The following is a 17,378-nucleotide window of genomic DNA, read 5'->3' on the forward strand; positions in this document are numbered from 1 at the left end:
AGGTTTAGATGTCGAACAGCAGGCGAGCCGGATCTTCCAGCGCTTCCTTCATGGTCACCAGACCCAGCACGGCTTCGCGGCCGTCGATGATGCGGTGGTCATAGGACATGGCCAGATAGTTGATCGGGCGCACCACCACTTGGCCGTTCTCGACGACGGCGCGGTCCTTGGTCGCGTGCACGCCCAGGATGGCCGACTGAGGCGGGTTGATGATGGGGGTCGACAGCATGGAGCCGAAGGTGCCGCCGTTGGAGATGGAGAAGGTGCCGCCGGTCAGGTCGTCCAGCGAGATCTTGCCTTCCTTGGCCTTTTGGCCGAATTCGGCGATCTTCTTCTCAATGTCGGCAAAGCTCAGCTGGTCGGCATTGCGGATGATGGGCACCACCAGGCCGCGCGGCGAACCGACGGCGATACCGATGTCGAAGTAGCCGTGGTAGACGATGTCATTGCCGTCAACCGAAGCGTTCAGCACCGGGTACTTCTTCAGGGCGGCAACCGCGGCCTTGACGAAGAAGCTCATGAAGCCCAGCTTGACGCCGTGTTCCTTCTCGAACTTTTCCTGGAACTTCTTGCGCATTTCCATCACCGGGGCCATGTTCACTTCATTGAACGTGGTCAGGATGGCGTTGGTGGCTTGCGATTGCAGCAGACGCTCGGCAACGCGGGCGCGCAGACGGGTCATGGGCACGCGCTGCTCGGGGCGGTCGCCCAAGTTCATGGCGGCAGGTGCGGCCACAGCAGGCAGAGGCTTGGCAACCGAGGGTGCAGCAGCCACGGCCACCGGTGCGGGCACAGCAGCCGGCTTGGCGCCAGCGGCCAGGGCGTCGCCCTTGGTGACACGGCCGTCTTTGCCGGAACCAGCCACGTCGGTGGCGGACAAGCCCTTTTCAGCCAGGATCTTGGCGGCAGCAGGCATGGCGACATCGCCCTTGCCACCAGCAACGGGTGCAGCTGCTGCAGCGGCAGCCGGCGCGGCGGCTGCGACAGCCTTGACTTCCAGCGGGCTGGCCTGGGCCGTGCCTTCGGTGTCGATGCGGGCGATGACTTCTTCGCTGGCGACGCTTTCGCCGTCGTTCTTGACGATCTGGGCCATCACGCCGGCGCTCGGCGCGGGCACTTCCAGCACGACCTTGTCGGTCTCGATTTCAACCAGGATCTCGTCAATGGCCACGGCTTCGCCGGGTTTTTTCTTCCAGGTCAGCAGCGTGCCTTCGGACACAGATTCAGACAGCTGGGGGACTTTGACTTCGATGATTGCCATGATGTTCTAACTTTCTATTTGTTCGGAGTGCTGATCGGGCCAAACGCCAAACGATCAAACGACCGAGAACAAAGCGGCGCCATCCAGCGCCGCCCTGCTCTTACTTGGTGAGGATGAAGCCCTTGAGCTTGCCGAAAGCCTGGTCCAGCAGCGACTTCTGTTGCTCCTGGTGCAGGTGGGCATAGCCGCAAGCCGGCGAAGCCGAGGCGGGGCGACCCGCGTAGCCCAGCTTCTGACCTTCGTTCATGTTTTCATGCACATAGTGCTGAACGAAGAACCAAGCGCCTTGGTTTTGCGGCTCGTCCTGGCACCACACCAGCTCGGTCGCACCGGGATACTTCTTGATCTCGGCGGCGAAAGCCTTGTGCGGGAAGGGATACAGCTGCTCGACGCGGATGATGGCCACGTCGCTGGCCTTCTTCTCCTCGCGCTTGCGCACCAGGTCGTAATAGACCTTGCCCGAGCAAACGACCACGCGCTTGACCTTGTCGGCGCTGATCGCAGCATCCTGCTCACCGATGACGGTGCGGAACTCACCCTTGGTGAACTCGGTCAGCGTGGAGGTCGCATCCTTGGCACGCAGCAGGCTCTTGGGCGTCATGATGACCAAAGGCTTGCGGAACATGCGCAGCATCTGACGACGCAGGACGTGGAAGATCTGGCTAGCCGTGGTGGGCTGCACGATCTGCATATTGTTGTCAGCGGCCAGCTGCATGAAGCGCTCCAGGCGCGCCGAGCTGTGCTCAGGGCCTTGGCCTTCATAGCCGTGCGGCAACATCATCACCAAGCCGTTGGAGCGGCCCCACTTCACTTCGCCAGAAGCGATGAACTGGTCGATCACCACTTGGGCGCCGTTGACGAAGTCGCCGAACTGGGCTTCCCAGATCGTCAGCGTATTGGGTTCGGCAGCGGCATAGCCGTACTCGAAGCCCAAAACCGCCTCTTCGCTCAGGATGGAGTCGATGACCACGAAAGGAACCTGACCTTCGGCCACGTTCTGCAGCGGAATGTAGGCGCCTTCGTCCCAGTTGGTCCGGTTCTGATCGTGAATGACGGCGTGACGGTGGGTGAAGGTACCGCGGCCCGCATCTTCGCCCGACAGGCGGATCGGATAGCCGCTGGCCACCAGCGAGGCGAAAGCCATGCTCTCACCCATGCCCCAGTCCACATTGATCTCGCCACGGCCCATCGCAGCGCGGTCCGCGTAGAGCTTTTGCACCAAATTGTGGGCCACCAGATCCTTGGGCAGCGTGGTCAGTTTGTCAGCCAAACGCTTCCACTCGGAGACAGGCAGCGCGGTGTCGCAGCTGTCGGTCCACTTCTTGCCGAGGAAGGGCGACCAGTCGGTGGCGTACTTGCTCTTGAAGTTGGTCAGCACCGGGTCGACCGTGTGACGGCCTTCGTCCATGGCGGCGCGGTAGGCCTTGATCATCTGATCGGCACCGGCGGCGTCCACCACGTTTTGCGCGGCCAGCTTGTCGGCGTAGACCTTGCGGGTGCCAGGGTGAGCCGCAATCTTCTTGTACATCAGCGGCTGGGTCAGCGAGGGGGTGTCCTGCTCGTTGTGGCCCAGCTTGCGGAAGCAGACGATGTCCAGCACCACGTCCTTGCGGAACTCGGCGCGGTAGTCCATGGCCAGTTGCATGGCCCACACCACCGCTTCTGGATCATCACCGTTGACGTGCAGCACCGGCGCTTCGATCATCTTGACGACGTCCGAGCAATAAGCGGTGGAGCGCAGATCGCGCGGATCGCTGGTGGTGAAACCGATCTGGTTGTTGATGACGATATGCACCGTGCCGCCGGTGCCGTAGCCACGGGTTTGGGCCATGCACAGGGTTTCCTGCACCACACCCTGGCCACCGAAGGCGGCGTCGCCGTGCACCAGCACGGGCAGCACTTGGCTACCGATCTTGTCACCGCGGCGCTCTTGACGAGCGCGCACGCTGCCCTCGACCACCGGGTTGACGATTTCCAGGTGCGAAGGGTTGAAGGACAGCGACAGGTGAACCGGGCCACCCTTGGTCGACACGTCGGAGCTGAAGCCTTGGTGGTACTTGACGTCACCGGCCGGCAGATCTTCGGCAGCCTTGTGTTCGAACTCAGCGAACAGGTCGGCAGGCATCTTGCCCAGGGTGTTGACCAGCACGTTCAGGCGGCCGCGGTGGGCCATGCCGATGACGATTTCTTGCACGCCGCGTTGGCCGGCGCGCTGGATCAGCTCGTCCATGGCGGCGATGAAGCTCTCACCACCTTCCAGCGAGAAGCGCTTCTGGCCGACGTATTTAGTGTGCAGATAGCGTTCCAGGCCTTCGGCCGCGGTCAGGCGGTCGAGGATGTGGCGCTTTTCTTCGGCTGTGAAGGTGGGCTTGCCGCGGGCCTTTTCCAGGCGCTCTTGCCACCAGCGCTTTTCGCCGGGGTCGGTGCAGTGCATGAACTCGGAACCGACCGAGCTGCAATAGGTTTCGCGCAGTGCTTGGACGATTTGACGCAAGCTCATCGTCTCGCCACCGAAATAGGTGTTGGCGGCCGAGAAGCTGATGTCCATATCGGACTCGGTCAGGTCGTAGAACGAGGGATCGAGTTCAGGAATCTTGGGGCGTTCAGCGCGCTTGAGCGGGTCCAGCTCGGCCCAGCGATTGCCCAGGAAGCGGTAAGCCGCGATCAAGCTTTGCACATGCACTTGCTTGCGGGCCACGGCCAGATCGGCGCTGGAGGCCTTGTTCGCAAAGGCATTGGCCTTGGCGCGCTGGGCAAAGGATTCGATCACCGGGGCATGAGCCACGTCGCGACCGTCACCACCGTCGGTGGCCGGCACATGCTGGAGCGCGTCGAAATACGAACGCCAGTTATCGGGCACGGAACCCGGGTTGTCGAGGTAGGCCTCGTACATCTCTTCGACGTAAGGGGCATTGCCCCCGAACAGGTATGAATTTGACCTGTGTTGCTGCATCATCTTCGCTCACCTCTAACCCCGGCTTCCAGGGCATTGGCTGGTTGAGAAACCTTCCGCGACACGGCTCGACCGGTTGGCGGATTGCGACCCGCCTTCGCTGTTGCCAGAAAAGGGGACGGGAAGGACCTAAGTCTTAAAAACAACTGGCACTTTAGCACTGTTGACATATTGCGGCATACGCGACTCTACGCAGACCTGAGCCCATATCGGACCCGAGAGCGCTATTCTGAAGCGCTTGCTGCCACGTGTGGGCTTAATTTCCGCTGTCAGATTGAGGTAATTGTCTTGACCTATGCCAATGTGCGAGGGGCGCCCCGAGCGCATCGCGGCGCTGATGGCCGCTGATCGCCCGGCCACTTCTGACAAGCGGCTCAGGCCTGCCGCCTCAGCGGGTTTGCCCGCCGCCAAGCCGGCAGGGATACCCTAAACTCGCCGCCTGATTCTCTCCAGCCGCAGGAAGCCTGATGCAAGTTCAAGTCGTTGATTACCGCGCCCCCGATGCCGCCCAGAAATTCACCCAATCGCTGCACGACACGGGTTTCGGGGTGCTGGTCAATCACCCCATTCAGCAGACCCTGGTGGAAAGGATCTACGCCGATTGGCTGAACTTTTTCAATGGCGACGAGAAACTGGCCTTCCCCTTCTCCAAGGAAAAGCAAGACGGCTACTTCTCCACCGAGATCTCCGAGACAGCCAAGGGCAGCAGCCTGAAGGACATCAAGGAATACTTCCACATCTACCCCTGGGGCCGCATTCCGGACAGCCTCAAAGCCGATGCGCTGCAGTATTACAGCGAGGCCAACGCCCTGGCCGGCGAGTTGCTGAGCTGGGTCGAGCGCTACACCCCGCCCGAAATTGCCAAGCATTACCGCGAGCCGCTCTCCCAGATGATTGAGGGCAGCCAGCAAACCCTGCTGCGGGTGCTGCGCTACCCGCCGCTGACCGGCCAAGAGCCGGCCGGCGCCCTGCGCGCCGCCGCGCACGGCGATATCAACTTGCTGACCATCTTGCCGGCCGCCAACGAGCCTGGCCTACAGGTGCAAAACATGGACGGCGCCTGGTTTGACGTGCCCTGCGACTTCGGCATGCTGATCATAAATATCGGCGACATGCTGGAAGAAGCCTCGCAAGGCTATTACCCCAGCACCCAGCACCGGGTGGTGAACCCGACCGGCGAGGGCGCCACCCGCAGCCGCGTTTCCCTGCCGCTGTTTCTGCACCCGCGCAACGAAGTGGTGCTGTCGGACCGCCACACGGCCCACAGCTATCTGCAAGAGCGCCTGCGCGAATTGGGCGTCAAGACTTAAGCGAGGGCGCCGCTGGGCCACGCCGTCATCCACATCTACCCCGAGGCGCCGCCCAAGCCGGCCCTCGGTGACGCCTGCAATGGTTGTGGCCTGTGCTGTTTAAGTGAGCCCTGCCCCATCGGCATGCTGGTGAGCCGGCGCAGGCACGGCGCTTGCGACGCTTTGCGTTGGTCAGATGAATCAAGCCGCTATGTCTGCGGCATGTTGCTCGCCCCCGGCGAGGTGTTGGGCTGGCGCCCACAAGGCTGGCTGGACCGCCACCTAGCGCCCTGGCTGGCGCGGCGCAGCCGGCGCTGGATTGCCGCCGGCATTGGCTGCGATGCCGACTTGCAGGCCGAACCCGCCGCTGAGCGCAGCAAAGACTGAGGCTGCCGCAGAGCGCCCAGACGAGGCGAGCACTGCGGGCAATCCTCTAGCCAATCCGCTGGCGGCCAGGGCTAGCATCGCGGCACCCCCGGCCAACCATGCAAGGCAGAAGATGCACTCCACCCTGGTCCGCCCCCGATTCCTGGCGCAAGCGTTGCTCGCCTTGGCAGCCTGCTTGAGCTTACCCAGCCAAGCCGCCAATCTGCGCTGGGCCGCGCAGAACGACATCCTGACCCTGGACCCGCATTCGCAGAACCACACCACCACCATCGCGGTGCTGATGCATGCCTATGAAGGACTGACGCGCTACAACGAGAAGTATCAAGTTGAGCCGGCGCTGGCGACGAAGTGGACCGCCATCAGCCCGACCCAGATCCGCTTCGAGCTGCGCCAGGGCGTCAAGTTTCATGACGGTTCGCCCTTCACCGCCGATGACGTGGTGTTCAGCTTCGGCCGCATCATGCAGCCGCAGGGCACGCTGCAAATTTATGTAGCCGGCATCAAGGAAGTGAAGAAGATCGACAACTACACCGTCGATTTCATCCTGAGTGCACCGCAGCCCATCTTGCTGCGCAGCATCATCGACTTCCGCATCATGAGCAAGACCTGGGCCGAGAAGAACAAGGCCCTCAACACCCAGGACTACAAGTCCAAGGAAGACAGCTTCGCCGCCCGCAACGTCAACGGCACCGGCCCCTACAAAATCACCAGCTGGCAGCCCGACCAGAAAATCAGCATGGTCGCCAATAAGGACTGGTGGGACCAGACCCGCAGCAATATCACCGAACTGAGCTATCTGCCGATCAAGAGCGACGCCACCCGTGTGGCCGCCCTGCTCTCCGGCGATGTTGATTTACTTACCGACCTGCCCACCCAAGACGTGGCCCGGCTGCGCGCCGACCCCAAGCTCAAGCTGATGGAAGGCCCCGAGGTTCGCACCATCTTCTTCGTCATGGATCAAGGCAGTGAGGAACTCAAAGGCGCCAGCGTCAAAGGCAAGAACCCCTTCAAAGACCGGCGCGTGCGTGAGGCGATGAGTGTGGCCATCGACCGTGAAGCCATCAAGCGCAGCATCATGCGCGGCCTGTCGATTCCGGCCGGCATCATGGTGGCGCCGGGCGTCAATGGCAACACGCCCGATCTGGACGTGCCGCTCAAGGCCGATGCCGACAAGGCCCGCAAGCTGCTGGCCGAGGCTGGCTACCCGGAGGGCTTCGAGGTCCCACTGAACTGCCCCAATAACCGCTACGTCAATGACGAGGCGATCTGCCAGGCGGTGGTGGCGATGTGGGCGCGCATCGGCATCAAAGCGCATCTGATTGCCCAGCCCTTCTCGCAGCACAGCCAGACCTTCCAGCGCTTTGAAGCACCGCTCTTCCTGCTGGGCTGGGGCGTGGCCACTTACGACGCCCAGTTCACCCTGCAATCCCTGGCGCGCACCAAGACCAGCGGCGCGGATGGCAACTTCAACTTCGCCAAGCTCAGCGACGCGACGATGGACCGACTGGTCGACGCGATGAAGGTCGAACCCGACCTGAGCAAGCGCAACGCCATGATCCGCGAGGCCTTGCAGCGCATTCGTGATGAGAGCTTATTCATCCCCATCCATCACCAAGTGCGACCCTGGGCCATGCGCGCCAATGTTGAAACCACGCATCGCTCGGACGACCGACCCGAAGCCCGCTTCACCACGCTCAAGTAATCAGCAATTCGCTGCTGCAGCATCAACTTCCTGAGGAGGCCCGTCTTGAAATTCAAACCAGTCACCGTCAACGCCCTGCTGCTCAGCGTGGCCGCGCTGTGCGGCGCCATCAGCAGCCCTGTTGCCCAGGCCTCGCCGCTGCGCTGGGCCGCGCAGAACGACATTCAGACCCTGGACCCCCATGCGCAGAACCACGCCACCACCAACACCATTGCCGGCTTTGCCTACGAGGGCTTGACCCGCTACAACGACAAGTTCCAGCCCGAGCCGGCCCTGGCGACCAAGTGGACCCAGCTCAGCCCCACTCAAGTGCGCTTCGACCTGCGCCGCGGCGTCAAGTTCCATGACGGCACGCCTTTCACCGCCGACGATGTGCTGTTCAGCTTTGCCCGCATCCGCCAGCCGCAGGCCAATTTGCAAATCTTCGTCAGTGGCATCAAGGAGATCAAGAAGATCGACGACTACACCGTCGACCTGCTGCTGGACGGGCCTAACCCCATCTTGCTGCGCAATCTGATCTTCTTCCGCATCATGAGCAAGAGCTGGGCGGAGAAGAACAAGGCCGTCAACACCCAGGACTACAAGGCCAAGGAAGACACCTACGCTTCCCGCAATGCCATGGGCACCGGCCCCTACAAAATCACCGGCTGGCAGCCCGACCAGAAAATCAGCCTGGTCGCCAACAAGGACTGGTGGGACAAGCCCAGCGGCAATATCAGCGAGATCAGCTATTTGCCGATCAAGAGCGATGCCACCCGGGTAGCCGCTCTGCTCTCCGGCGACCTGGATCTGCTGACCGACCTGCCCACCCAAGACGTGGCCAAGCTCAAGGCCGACCCCAAGCTGAAGGTGCTGGACGGCAATGAGAACCGCACCATCTTCATCGCCATGGACGAGGGCAGCGAAGAGTTGAAGGGCAGCAATGTCAAAGGCAAGAACCCCTTCAAAGACAAGCGGGTGCGCGAAGCGCTGAACCTGGCCATCGACCGCGAAGCCATCAAGCGCAGCCTGATGCGGGGCTTGTCCATGCCCGCGGCCATCATGGTGGCGCCGGGTGTGAATGGCCACACGGCCGACATCGACCAGCCACTCAAGGTTGATCTCGACAAGGCCAAGAAACTGCTGGCCGAGGCCGGCTACCCGAGCGGCTTTGAAGTGCCGCTGAACTGCCCGAACGACCGCTACGTCAACGACGAAGAAATCTGCCAGGCCGTGGTGGCGATGTGGAGCAAGGTTGGCATCAAGGCCAAGCTCAGCACCAGCCCGATGTCGCAGCACTCGCAGCTGCTGCAGCGCATGGATTCACCGCTGTATTTGTACGGCTGGGGCGTCAACACTTTTGACGCCCAGTACACCTTGCAAGACATCGTCCACACCAAGACCAGCGGCGCCGACGGCAAGGGCAATTACGCCCGCGTCAGCGATGCCAAGCTCGACGCCCTGGTGCAGGCCATGAAGGTGGAAATCGATGCGACCAAGCGCAACGCCATGATTCGCGAAGCCCTGCTGCGGGTGCGGGACGAGTATCTGTTCATCCCCATCCACCACCAAGTGCGCCCTTGGGCCATGCGCAGCAATGTGGACACGCCGCACCGCGCCGACGACAGGCCCGAGCCGCGCTGGACCACGATTCGCTGAGCTAAGCTTTCAAGCGGCTTGCGAGGCCCGGCGGCAGCGCCGGGCCTGAGCGAATCCCACGGGCCTGATTTCAGGCCCGCCCTCAGGCACTATCGCCCTGCAACTGGGCCCGCAGGGCCGAGGGCGTCAGCCCATACCAGCGGCGCACCGTGCGCGCGAAGTTAGAGGCATCCTCAAAGCCCAGCTGCGCGGCGATGGCCTCGATGGGATGCGCGGTATTGCGCAACTGCCACAGCGCCTGCTCCTGGCGCACGGCGTCCAACAAGGCTTGAAAACTCTGGCCCTCGCTGCGCAGGCGGCGGATCAAGGTGCGTGCAGACACGTGGCAGGCCTTGGCCACCTCATCCAGCGTTTGAAAGTGCTCGCCCTCCCGCCGCAAACGCATCTGCGCTTGCACCCTCTGCGACCAATGGCCCAGATGCTGCCCCGCCAAGCGCAGGGCTTGCTCGCAGTCCTGACTGGCTTGCTCGAAGACCTTGGCATCAGCGGTCAGGCAGGGCAAGCGCAACTGGGCCGGGCTGAAATGCAGGGCCAGATGGCTGGCCGAGAACTGCAGCTGCGCATCACCACAAACCTGCAAATACGGAGTGAGCTGAACCGGCGCCGGCAGCGGAACATCCACCCGCAAGCCGCTGGGCCGCAGGCCCACCACCGAGTCAATCAAGCGCAGCGCGGTGCCCAAGGCCATGTCCAGCACAAAGCCGCGCGCCGCACCAAGATCGAGTCGTTCGTGAACGCGCAGGGTGGCGCCCACTTCATAGTTGGCACCCTCGCCCAGCGGCGGCTCATGCAGCTCGAAATCGAAACGCAGCAAGCTATTGCGCAAGCTGGCATAGCGGCAGGCCGTGGCCAGCGCCTGCGCCAGATCGCGGCTGGCCACCACGGCATAACCCATCGCGCCATGGGCCGATAGCTGGGCCATCTGCCCCAGCGCCAGGCCCAAATTGGGTTGCTGGCTGACCTGCAAAGCGGTGCTCACCAAAGCCTGCACAACGCGGTAGTCCAGCATCTGCTCGCGGGTGGATAACTGCTCCCAGCTCAGGCCCGCTTGATCCAGCACCGCGTCCAAATCGCCGCCCAGGCTACGCACCAGCACGCAAAGCAGGCGGGCATAAGTGGGGTGAACCAGGGCGTCGGATGGGGCTGGCGACACATGCATCTTGGCACTTTATGACGAGAGCCTGCCACTTGCTACGGTGTTTGCCCCGGCTGCCCCGCGCCACACTGGGCCTCCCAACAAGCAAAAATCCCGGAGACAACGATGCCAACAACGATTGCGGCCAGCCCGCCCTACCGCGACCCCAAACGCTATGCCTGGCTGCTCAGCTTGGCGGTGCCCAACTCGGTGTTGCTGGGGCCCGGCCTGCTGCTGCTGACCGGTCAGATCTGGACCTTGTGGCTGCCGGTGCTGATGCTTTACGGGCTGATGCCGCTGCTCGATTTGGCGCTGGGCCTGGACACCAGCAATCCACCCGAAGACGCGGTGCCGGCCCTGCAGGCCGACCCCTTCTACCGCCGCGTCACCTACGCCTTGGCGCCGATTCTGTGGGCCTCGTTTGTGTTCTGCGTCTGGTTTGTGGCCACGCATCCGCTGCCCTGGTATGGCCTGCTGGCCATGGTCATCATCGCCGGCTCGGTGGGCGGCTTTTGCATCAATTTGGGCCATGAGCTGGGCCACAAGCCGACCGCGCTGGAGCGCTGGCTGGCCAAGATCGTGCTGGCGCCCTCGGGCTACGGCCACTTCTTCATCGAGCACAACCGCGGCCACCATCGCGATGTGGCCACGCCGCTGGACCCCGCCTCTTCCCGCATGGGGGAAAGCATTTACCGCTTTGTGCTGCGTGAGATGCCGGGCGCCGCACGCCGCGCCTGGGTGCTGGAATCAACCCGCCTGCGCAAGGCTGGGCTGCCGGTGTGGTCCTTGCAAAACGAGATCTTGCAGCCCGCGCTGATCACGGTGGCGCTATGGACCGCCCTGGTCTTGTGGCTGGGCCCGCAAGTCTTGCCCTTCATCTTGGCCACGGCCTTTTGGGCGAACTTTCAGCTGACCTCAGCCAACTACATCGAGCATTACGGCCTGCTGCGCGCGCAGCGACCCGATGGCCGCTACGAGCCCACCCAGCCGCATCACTCCTGGAACAGCAATCACTTGCTATCCAACTGGGCCACCTTCCATCTGCAGCGGCACTCGGACCACCACGCCCACCCCTTGCGGCGCTATCAGGCCCTGCGGCATTTCGACAATCTGCCGCAACTGCCCAATGGCTACTTCGGCATGTTCAGCGTGGCCTACATACCGCCGCTGTGGTTCAAAGTGATGGACCAGCGCTTGCTGGACAGTGTGGGCCGCGACCCGCAACGCATCAACTTTGAACCCAGCCAGCGCGAGCGCTTGATGCGCAAGCACGGGCTGGTTGGAAGGGCTTGATCAGCCCAGGCTGAGGCGGCGCCGCGCCGCTTGGTACTCGCTCACCAAGCGAGCCACCAGCTCAGCGGCGGGTTGCACCTTGTCGATGGCGCCAATGCCTTGACCGCAACCCCAGATGTCCTTCCAGGCTTTTTTGGAGTCGCCACCGAAGTTCATCTTGCTCGGGTCGCTCTCGGGCAAGTTGTCGGGGTCCATGCCGGCATTGACGATGGAGCCGCGCAGATAGTTGCCGTGCACGCCGGTGAAGAGGTTGCTATAGACAATGTCGTCGCTATTGCTCTCGACAATCATCTGCTTATAGCCCTCGGCCGCGCGCGCTTCATCGGTGGCAATGAAGGCCGATCCGATGTAAGCGAAGTCAGCCCCCATGGCCTGAGCCGCCAGCACCGCGTCGCCCGAAGCGATGGAACCCGACAGCGCCAGCGGGCCGTCAAACCATTGGCGGATTTCCTGGATCAGGGCGAAGGGGCTCTTCACACCGGCATGGCCGCCTGCACCGGCGGCGACGGCGATCAGGCCATCGGCGCCCTTCTCGATCGCCTTCTTGGCGAACTTGTTGTTGATGATGTCGTGCAGCACGATGCCGCCCCAGGCGTGCACGGCCTGGTTGACATCCTCACGCGCGCCCAGCGAGGTGATGATGATGGGCACCTTGTACTTGGCGCAAACGGCCAGGTCATGCTCCAGGCGGTCATTGCTCTTGTGCACGATCTGGTTGATGGCAAAAGGCGCCGCCGGCTTGTCCGGGTTGGCCTTGTTGTAGGCGGCCAGTTCGGTGGTGATTTCATTGAGCCATTCGTCCAGCAGTTCAGCCGGGCGGGCATTGAGCGAGGGCATGGAGCCGATCACACCGGCCTTGCACTGCGCGATCACCAGCTTGGGGTTGCTGATGATGAACAGGGGCGAGCCGATGATGGGCAGGGGAGCGTTTTGCAGAATGGGAGGCAGGGCCACGAAAGTCTCCAAATGTCTTTTGTTGTGCGGGATGGAACGAAGGCGGCGGCGAAGCCACTGAACTGAATCAGCGGCCCCACCACCCGCCAGATCAGAACGCGTCCAGGGCCAGGGCGGTGACGCTGTCGGCGCCTTCCACGATGGCGTCACGCAGGCCACCGGCACGGGTCAGAATGTGCTCGGCATAGAAGCGCGCGGTAGCGATCTTGGCGCTCATGAAGGCGCTGTCTTCACCGGCGGCCAACTTGTCCTCAGCCACCATCAAGGCGCGAGCCAACTGCCAGCCAGCGACCAAATTGCCGGCCAACATCAGATAAGGCACCGAGCCGGCATAAGCCGCATTCGGATTGCCCTTGCCTTGAGCGGCGATGAAGTCCACCGAGTCCAGATAGGCCTGGCGCGCGGCGCTCAGGCGCTTGAGCATGGCCTTGGCGGCCGCGCTGTCGCGCTTGGCTAGCAGGCTTTCAGTCGCCTCGATATTGGCGGCGAAGGCGCGGGCCATCTGGCCGCCGTCACGGCTGGTCTTGCGACCCACCAGGTCATTGGCCTGAATGGCGGTGGTGCCTTCGTAAATGGTCAGGATCTTGGCATCGCGGTAATGCTGGGCAGCACCGGTTTCCTCGATGAAGCCCATGCCGCCGTGTATTTGCACGCCCAGGTCGGTCACTTCCAAACTCATCTCGGTGCTATAGCCCTTGACCAGGGGGACCATGAATTCGTAGAAGGCCTGGTTCTGCTTGCGCGTCTCGGCGTCGGGATGATGGTGAGCGGCGTCATAGGCCGATGCGGCCACGCTGGCCATGGCGCGGCAGCCTTCGGTCAGCGAGCGCATGGTCATCAGCATGCGGCGCACATCGGGATGATGAATGATGGCGGCGCTGCCGGCCATCGAGCCATCGACCGGGCGGCTTTGCACGCGGTCGCGGGCATAAGACACGGCTTTTTGATAGGCGCGCTCCGCAATCGCAATGCCTTGCACGCCCACGCCAAAACGGGCCGCGTTCATCATGATGAACATGTACTCCAGGCCGCGATTTTCTTGGCCGATCAGCGTACCGATGGCGCCACCGTGGTCGCCGAACTGCAGCACAGCCGTGGGGCTGGCCTTGATGCCCATCTTGTGCTCGATCGACACGCAATGCGCGTCATTGCGCGCGCCCAGCGAGCCATCGGCATTGACCAAGAACTTGGGCACGATGAAGAGGCTGATGCCCTTCACGCCTTCGGGCGCGCCGGCCACACGGGCCAGCACCAGATGGATGATGTTCTCGGCCATATCGTGATCACCGTAGGTGATGAAGATCTTGGTGCCGAAAATCTTGTAAGTGCCGTCGGGTTGCGGCTCGGCGCGGGTGCGCACCAGGGCCAGATCGGAGCCGGCCTGGGGTTCGGTCAGGTTCATGGTGCCGGTCCAGCTGCCGTCGATCAGCTTGGGGATGAAGGTGTTGCGCTGCTCATCGCTGCCGGCCGTCAGCAAGGCCTCGATGGCGCCGTCGGTCAGCAAGGGGCACAGGGCGAAGCTGATGCTGGCACTGTTCATCATCTCGCCGCAGGCGGCGCCAATGGTCTTGGGCATGCCCTGACCGCCAAAGGCAGTGGGGTGCTGCAGGCCTTGCCAGCCGCCTTCGGCGAACTGGCGGAAGGCTTCCTTGAAGCCGGGCGTGGTGTAAACCTGGCCATCCTTCAGGTAGGACGGGTTCTTGTCGCTCTCGAAGTTCAGCGGGGCGATGATGTCTTCATTGAGCTTGGCGCACTCTTCCAGCACGGCTTGCGCGGTGTCGATGTCGAAGTCGGCAAACTCAGGGATCTTGTTGAGGGCTTGCAGGCCGGCGAGCTCCTGCATATTGAAGAGCATGTCTTTGACGGGGGCGCGGTAAGGCATAAATTGCTCCAGAGCGAAGTGAGGGCAAAACAAAGGCGCCGCGACCGTGAAGTCGGGCGCCTGTTGAAATCAAGCGTTAGGCGAGCGCAGTGCTCAGAGGCTGTTCACCAGCTCGGGCACGGCTGCGAACAGGTCGGCTTCCAAGCTGTAGTCGGCCACGCTGAAGATCGGGGCTTCGGCGTCCTTGTTGATGGCGACGATGACCTTGGAGTCCTTCATGCCGGCCAAGTGCTGGATCGCGCCGCTGATGCCGCAAGCGATGTAGAGCTGCGGGGCGACGATCTTGCCGGTCTGGCCGACTTGCCAATCGTTGGGGGCATAACCCGCATCGACAGCGGCGCGCGAGGCACCCAGGGCAGCGCCCAGCTTGTCAGCCAGCGGCGTGAGCACTTCCATGAACTTCTCGTTCGAGCCCATGGCGCGGCCACCGGAGACGATGATCTTGGCAGCGGTCAGCTCGGGGCGGTCGTTCTTGGCAATCTCGCGGCTGCCGAAGACCGAGCGGCCACTGTCGGCTGCAGCGGCCAGCGTTTCCACGGCGGCGCTGCCGCCGCTGGCGGCTGCGGCGTCAAAGCCGGTGGTGCGCACGGTCAGCACCTTGGTAGCGTCGGCGCTTTGCACGGTGGCGATGGCGTTGCCGGCGTAGATCGGGCGCTCAAAGGTGTCAGCGCTGATGACCTTGGTCACATCGCTGAGCTGCGCCACGTCCAACAAGGCAGCGACGCGCGGCGCCACGTTCTTGCCCGAGGCGGTCGATGGGAACAGGATGTGGCTGTAACCACCGGCCACGGCCAGCACTTGGGCGGCGAGGTTTTCAGCCAGGCCATCGGCCAGCTGGGCGGCGTCGGCGTGCAAGACCTTGCTCACACCAGCGATTTGCGAGGCAGCAGCAGCGGCGGCAGCGGCATTGTGGCCGGCGACCAGCACATGCACATCAGCGCCGCAAGCCAGGGCGGCCGTGACGGTGTTGAGGGTTGCGCCCTTGATGGAGGCGTTGTCGTGTTCGGCAATAACGAGAGCGGTCATTCAGAATTCTCCAAATCTTGTGCGTGCTTAGCACCTAGTCAGTTGGGGACAGAGCTACTCGCGGGTACGCTCGGGCGATCTGTCCCGCAAGGCCATTAAATGACCTTGGCCTCGTTCTTCAGCTTGTCCACCAGCGTGGCCACATCGGCCACCTTGATGCCGGCGCTGCGCTTGGGCGGCTCTTCAACCTTGAGGGTCTTGATGCGCGGGGCAACGTCCACACCCAGATCGGCGGGCTTGACGATGTCCAGCTGCTTCTTCTTGGCCTTCATGATGTTGGGCAGGGTGACGTAGCGCGGCTCGTTGAGGCGCAGGTCGGTGGTGACCACGGCAGGCAGAGTCAGCTTGACGACTTCCAGGCCACCGTCCACTTCGCGGGTCACGGCTGCCACGCCATCGGCCACTTCCACCTTGCTGGCGAAAGTACCTTGGGGCATGCCGGTCAGCGCAGCCAGCATCTGGCCGGTCTGGTTGCAATCGTCGTCGATCGCTTGCTTGCCCAGAATCACCAGGCCGGGTTGCTCTTTGTCCACCAGGGCCTTGAGCAGCTTGGCCACGGCCAGGGGCTGCAGGTCGGCGTCGGTTTCGACCAGGATGGCACGGTCAGCGCCGATGGCCATGGCGGTGCGCAGGGTTTCCTGGCACTGCGTGACACCGCAAGACACCGCGATCACCTCGGTGACCACGCCCTTTTCCTTCAGGCGCACGGCTTCTTCAATGGCGATTTCATCAAAGGGGTTCATCGACATCTTGACATTGGCGATGTCAACGCCTGTGCCGTCGCTCTTGACGCGCACCTTGACGTTGTAATCGACCACTCGTTTGACAGGAACCAGAACCTTCATCGAAGTACTCCAAGGCTAATTGACGTTAACGTTAATCAGATTCTACGGGCGGCGCGACCAAATCAGCGGCGCGGCCAAAAAGAAAAAGCACGATCGTTCTATTTTAGACATGATTTCCAGCCAGACCGGGCGAGAAAGTTAGACTGCGGCGCTCAATGAATTCACTCGCCCCCCTGCCCACCCCTTCTGGCAGCGCTTCTGCCAACCCCTGCATCGGCGTGTTCGACTCCGGCGTGGGCGGCCTGACCGTCTTGCGCGAGTTGCACCGCGTGCTGCCGGGCGTGCCCCTGCACTATGTGGCGGACAGCGCCAACGCGCCCTACGGCCAGCGCACGCCCGAATTCATCATCCAGCGCTGCCTGGTGCTGACCGAGCATTTGCGCCAGGCCGGCGCCCAAGTGCTGGTGCTGGCCTGCAATACGGCAACCGCACACGCGATCGGCGCGCTGCGCCAGCGCTGGCCTGATTTGCCCATCGTGGGCACCGAACCCGGCATCAAACCGGCCGTGGCCGCCAGCAGCAATGGCCGCATCGGCGTGATGGCCACCACCAGCACCATCGGCAGCGCACGCTATCGCGGCTTGATCGAGCGCCACGCCGGCACGGCACAGGTGCACAGCCAAGCCTGCCCGGGCCTGGTCGATTTGATTGAAACGGGCGAGTTGGACTCGCCCGCACTCAACCAGCTTTTGCGCGAACTCTGCCGCCCACTTCAAAATGCCGGCGTGGACACCGTCTTGATGGGCTGCACCCACTACCCCTTGATTCAGGCGCAGATTCAAGCCGTCCTTGGCCCCCAGGTGCAATTGCTCAATATCGAAACTGCCGTGGCCCAGCAGGCCGCACGCCTGTGGGGCGAGTTGAAGCTGCCCGCAACAGCGGCCGAGATGGTGCTGGAAACCACCGGCGACGCCGCCGCGCTGAGCAGCTTTGTGCAGCGCGCCTTGGGCTGGCAGCTCAAAGCAAAGCCCCTGGCGATCTAATCCGGCGCGCCATTGAACGGCGCCGTCAGA

Annotated in this window: 13 protein-coding genes; 6 read left to right on the top strand and 7 right to left on the bottom strand. The window is 63.0% G+C overall.

Features of this window, described 5'->3' with window-relative positions; genetic code table 11:
* Nucleotides 1-4: 4 nt before the first annotated feature.
* Both odhB and AT984_RS12660 read right to left on the bottom strand, forming a co-directional pair.
* Nucleotides 5-1,261 carry a 2-oxoglutarate dehydrogenase complex dihydrolipoyllysine-residue succinyltransferase gene (gene odhB / locus AT984_RS12655; RefSeq protein WP_058720400.1) on the bottom strand — a complete coding sequence of 419 codons (1,257 nt, stop codon included), beginning with the start codon at nucleotides 1,259-1,261 and terminating at the stop codon, nucleotides 5-7.
* Between the two features lie 100 nt (nucleotides 1,262-1,361).
* On the bottom strand, nucleotides 1,362-4,217 hold the full coding sequence (locus AT984_RS12660) for a 2-oxoglutarate dehydrogenase E1 component (protein WP_058720401.1): 2,856 nt from the start codon (nucleotides 4,215-4,217) through the stop codon (nucleotides 1,362-1,364).
* A 464-nt stretch (nucleotides 4,218-4,681) separates the two neighbouring features.
* Here AT984_RS12660 and AT984_RS12665 point away from each other — a divergent pair, with 464 nt between their 5' ends.
* The 4 genes from AT984_RS12665 (at nucleotide 4,682) to AT984_RS12680 (ending at nucleotide 9,230) form a co-directional block, all read left to right on the top strand.
* The gene (locus AT984_RS12665; RefSeq protein ID WP_058720402.1) at nucleotides 4,682-5,524 is read left to right on the top strand and encodes a 2OG-Fe(II) oxygenase family protein; all 843 of its coding nucleotides are present in this window, start codon (nucleotides 4,682-4,684) and stop codon (nucleotides 5,522-5,524) included.
* Nucleotides 5,525-5,536: 12 nt separating this feature from the next.
* Entirely contained in the window at nucleotides 5,537-5,890 is a 354-nt protein-coding gene (locus tag AT984_RS23980; RefSeq protein ID WP_058720403.1) for a hypothetical protein, read from the top strand.
* Nucleotides 5,891-6,002: 112 nt separating this feature from the next.
* A complete protein-coding gene (locus AT984_RS12675; protein ID WP_156422011.1) occupies nucleotides 6,003-7,592 on the top strand; it encodes an ABC transporter substrate-binding protein in 1,590 nt (529 codons plus the stop codon).
* 45 nt (nucleotides 7,593-7,637) lie between these two features.
* Nucleotides 7,638-9,230, top strand: a complete 1,593-nt coding sequence (locus AT984_RS12680; protein ID WP_197418064.1) for an ABC transporter substrate-binding protein — start codon at nucleotides 7,638-7,640, stop codon at nucleotides 9,228-9,230.
* 82 nt (nucleotides 9,231-9,312) lie between these two features.
* On the opposite strand, the gene AT984_RS12685 is transcribed toward AT984_RS12680, so the two are convergent.
* Nucleotides 9,313-10,389 carry an AraC family transcriptional regulator gene (locus tag AT984_RS12685; protein WP_058720404.1) on the bottom strand — a complete coding sequence of 359 codons (1,077 nt, stop codon included), beginning with the start codon at nucleotides 10,387-10,389 and terminating at the stop codon, nucleotides 9,313-9,315.
* A gap of 102 nt (nucleotides 10,390-10,491) precedes the next feature.
* Here AT984_RS12685 and AT984_RS12690 point away from each other — a divergent pair, with 102 nt between their 5' ends.
* Nucleotides 10,492-11,658, top strand: a complete 1,167-nt coding sequence (locus AT984_RS12690) for an alkane 1-monooxygenase (RefSeq protein ID WP_058720405.1) — start codon at nucleotides 10,492-10,494, stop codon at nucleotides 11,656-11,658.
* Here the strand turns inward: AT984_RS12690 and AT984_RS12695 are convergent, their stop codons facing one another.
* From AT984_RS12695 to AT984_RS12710, 4 genes are all read right to left on the bottom strand, one after another.
* Nucleotides 11,659-12,612, bottom strand: coding sequence for an NAD(P)H-dependent flavin oxidoreductase (locus AT984_RS12695; RefSeq protein WP_058722303.1), 954 nt, complete (start codon nucleotides 12,610-12,612; stop codon nucleotides 11,659-11,661).
* Between the two features lie 91 nt (nucleotides 12,613-12,703).
* Complete coding sequence (locus AT984_RS12700; protein WP_058720406.1) at nucleotides 12,704-14,494, bottom strand: acyl-CoA dehydrogenase; 1,791 nt, start codon at nucleotides 14,492-14,494, stop codon at nucleotides 12,704-12,706.
* A 93-nt stretch (nucleotides 14,495-14,587) separates the two neighbouring features.
* On the bottom strand, nucleotides 14,588-15,520 hold the full coding sequence (locus tag AT984_RS12705; RefSeq protein WP_058720407.1) for an electron transfer flavoprotein subunit alpha/FixB family protein: 933 nt from the start codon (nucleotides 15,518-15,520) through the stop codon (nucleotides 14,588-14,590).
* Between the two features lie 95 nt (nucleotides 15,521-15,615).
* Nucleotides 15,616-16,365 carry an electron transfer flavoprotein subunit beta/FixA family protein gene (locus tag AT984_RS12710; RefSeq protein WP_058720408.1) on the bottom strand — a complete coding sequence of 250 codons (750 nt, stop codon included), beginning with the start codon at nucleotides 16,363-16,365 and terminating at the stop codon, nucleotides 15,616-15,618.
* 155 nt (nucleotides 16,366-16,520) lie between these two features.
* Between AT984_RS12710 and murI the strand changes: the two genes are divergently transcribed.
* Nucleotides 16,521-17,348, top strand: a complete 828-nt coding sequence (gene murI / locus AT984_RS12715) for a glutamate racemase (protein ID WP_058720409.1) — start codon at nucleotides 16,521-16,523, stop codon at nucleotides 17,346-17,348.
* Nucleotides 17,349-17,378: the final 30 nt, after the last annotated feature.

The organism is Paucibacter sp. KCTC 42545 (assembly GCF_001477625.1).
Classification (GTDB): domain Bacteria; phylum Pseudomonadota; class Gammaproteobacteria; order Burkholderiales; family Burkholderiaceae_C; genus Paucibacter_A.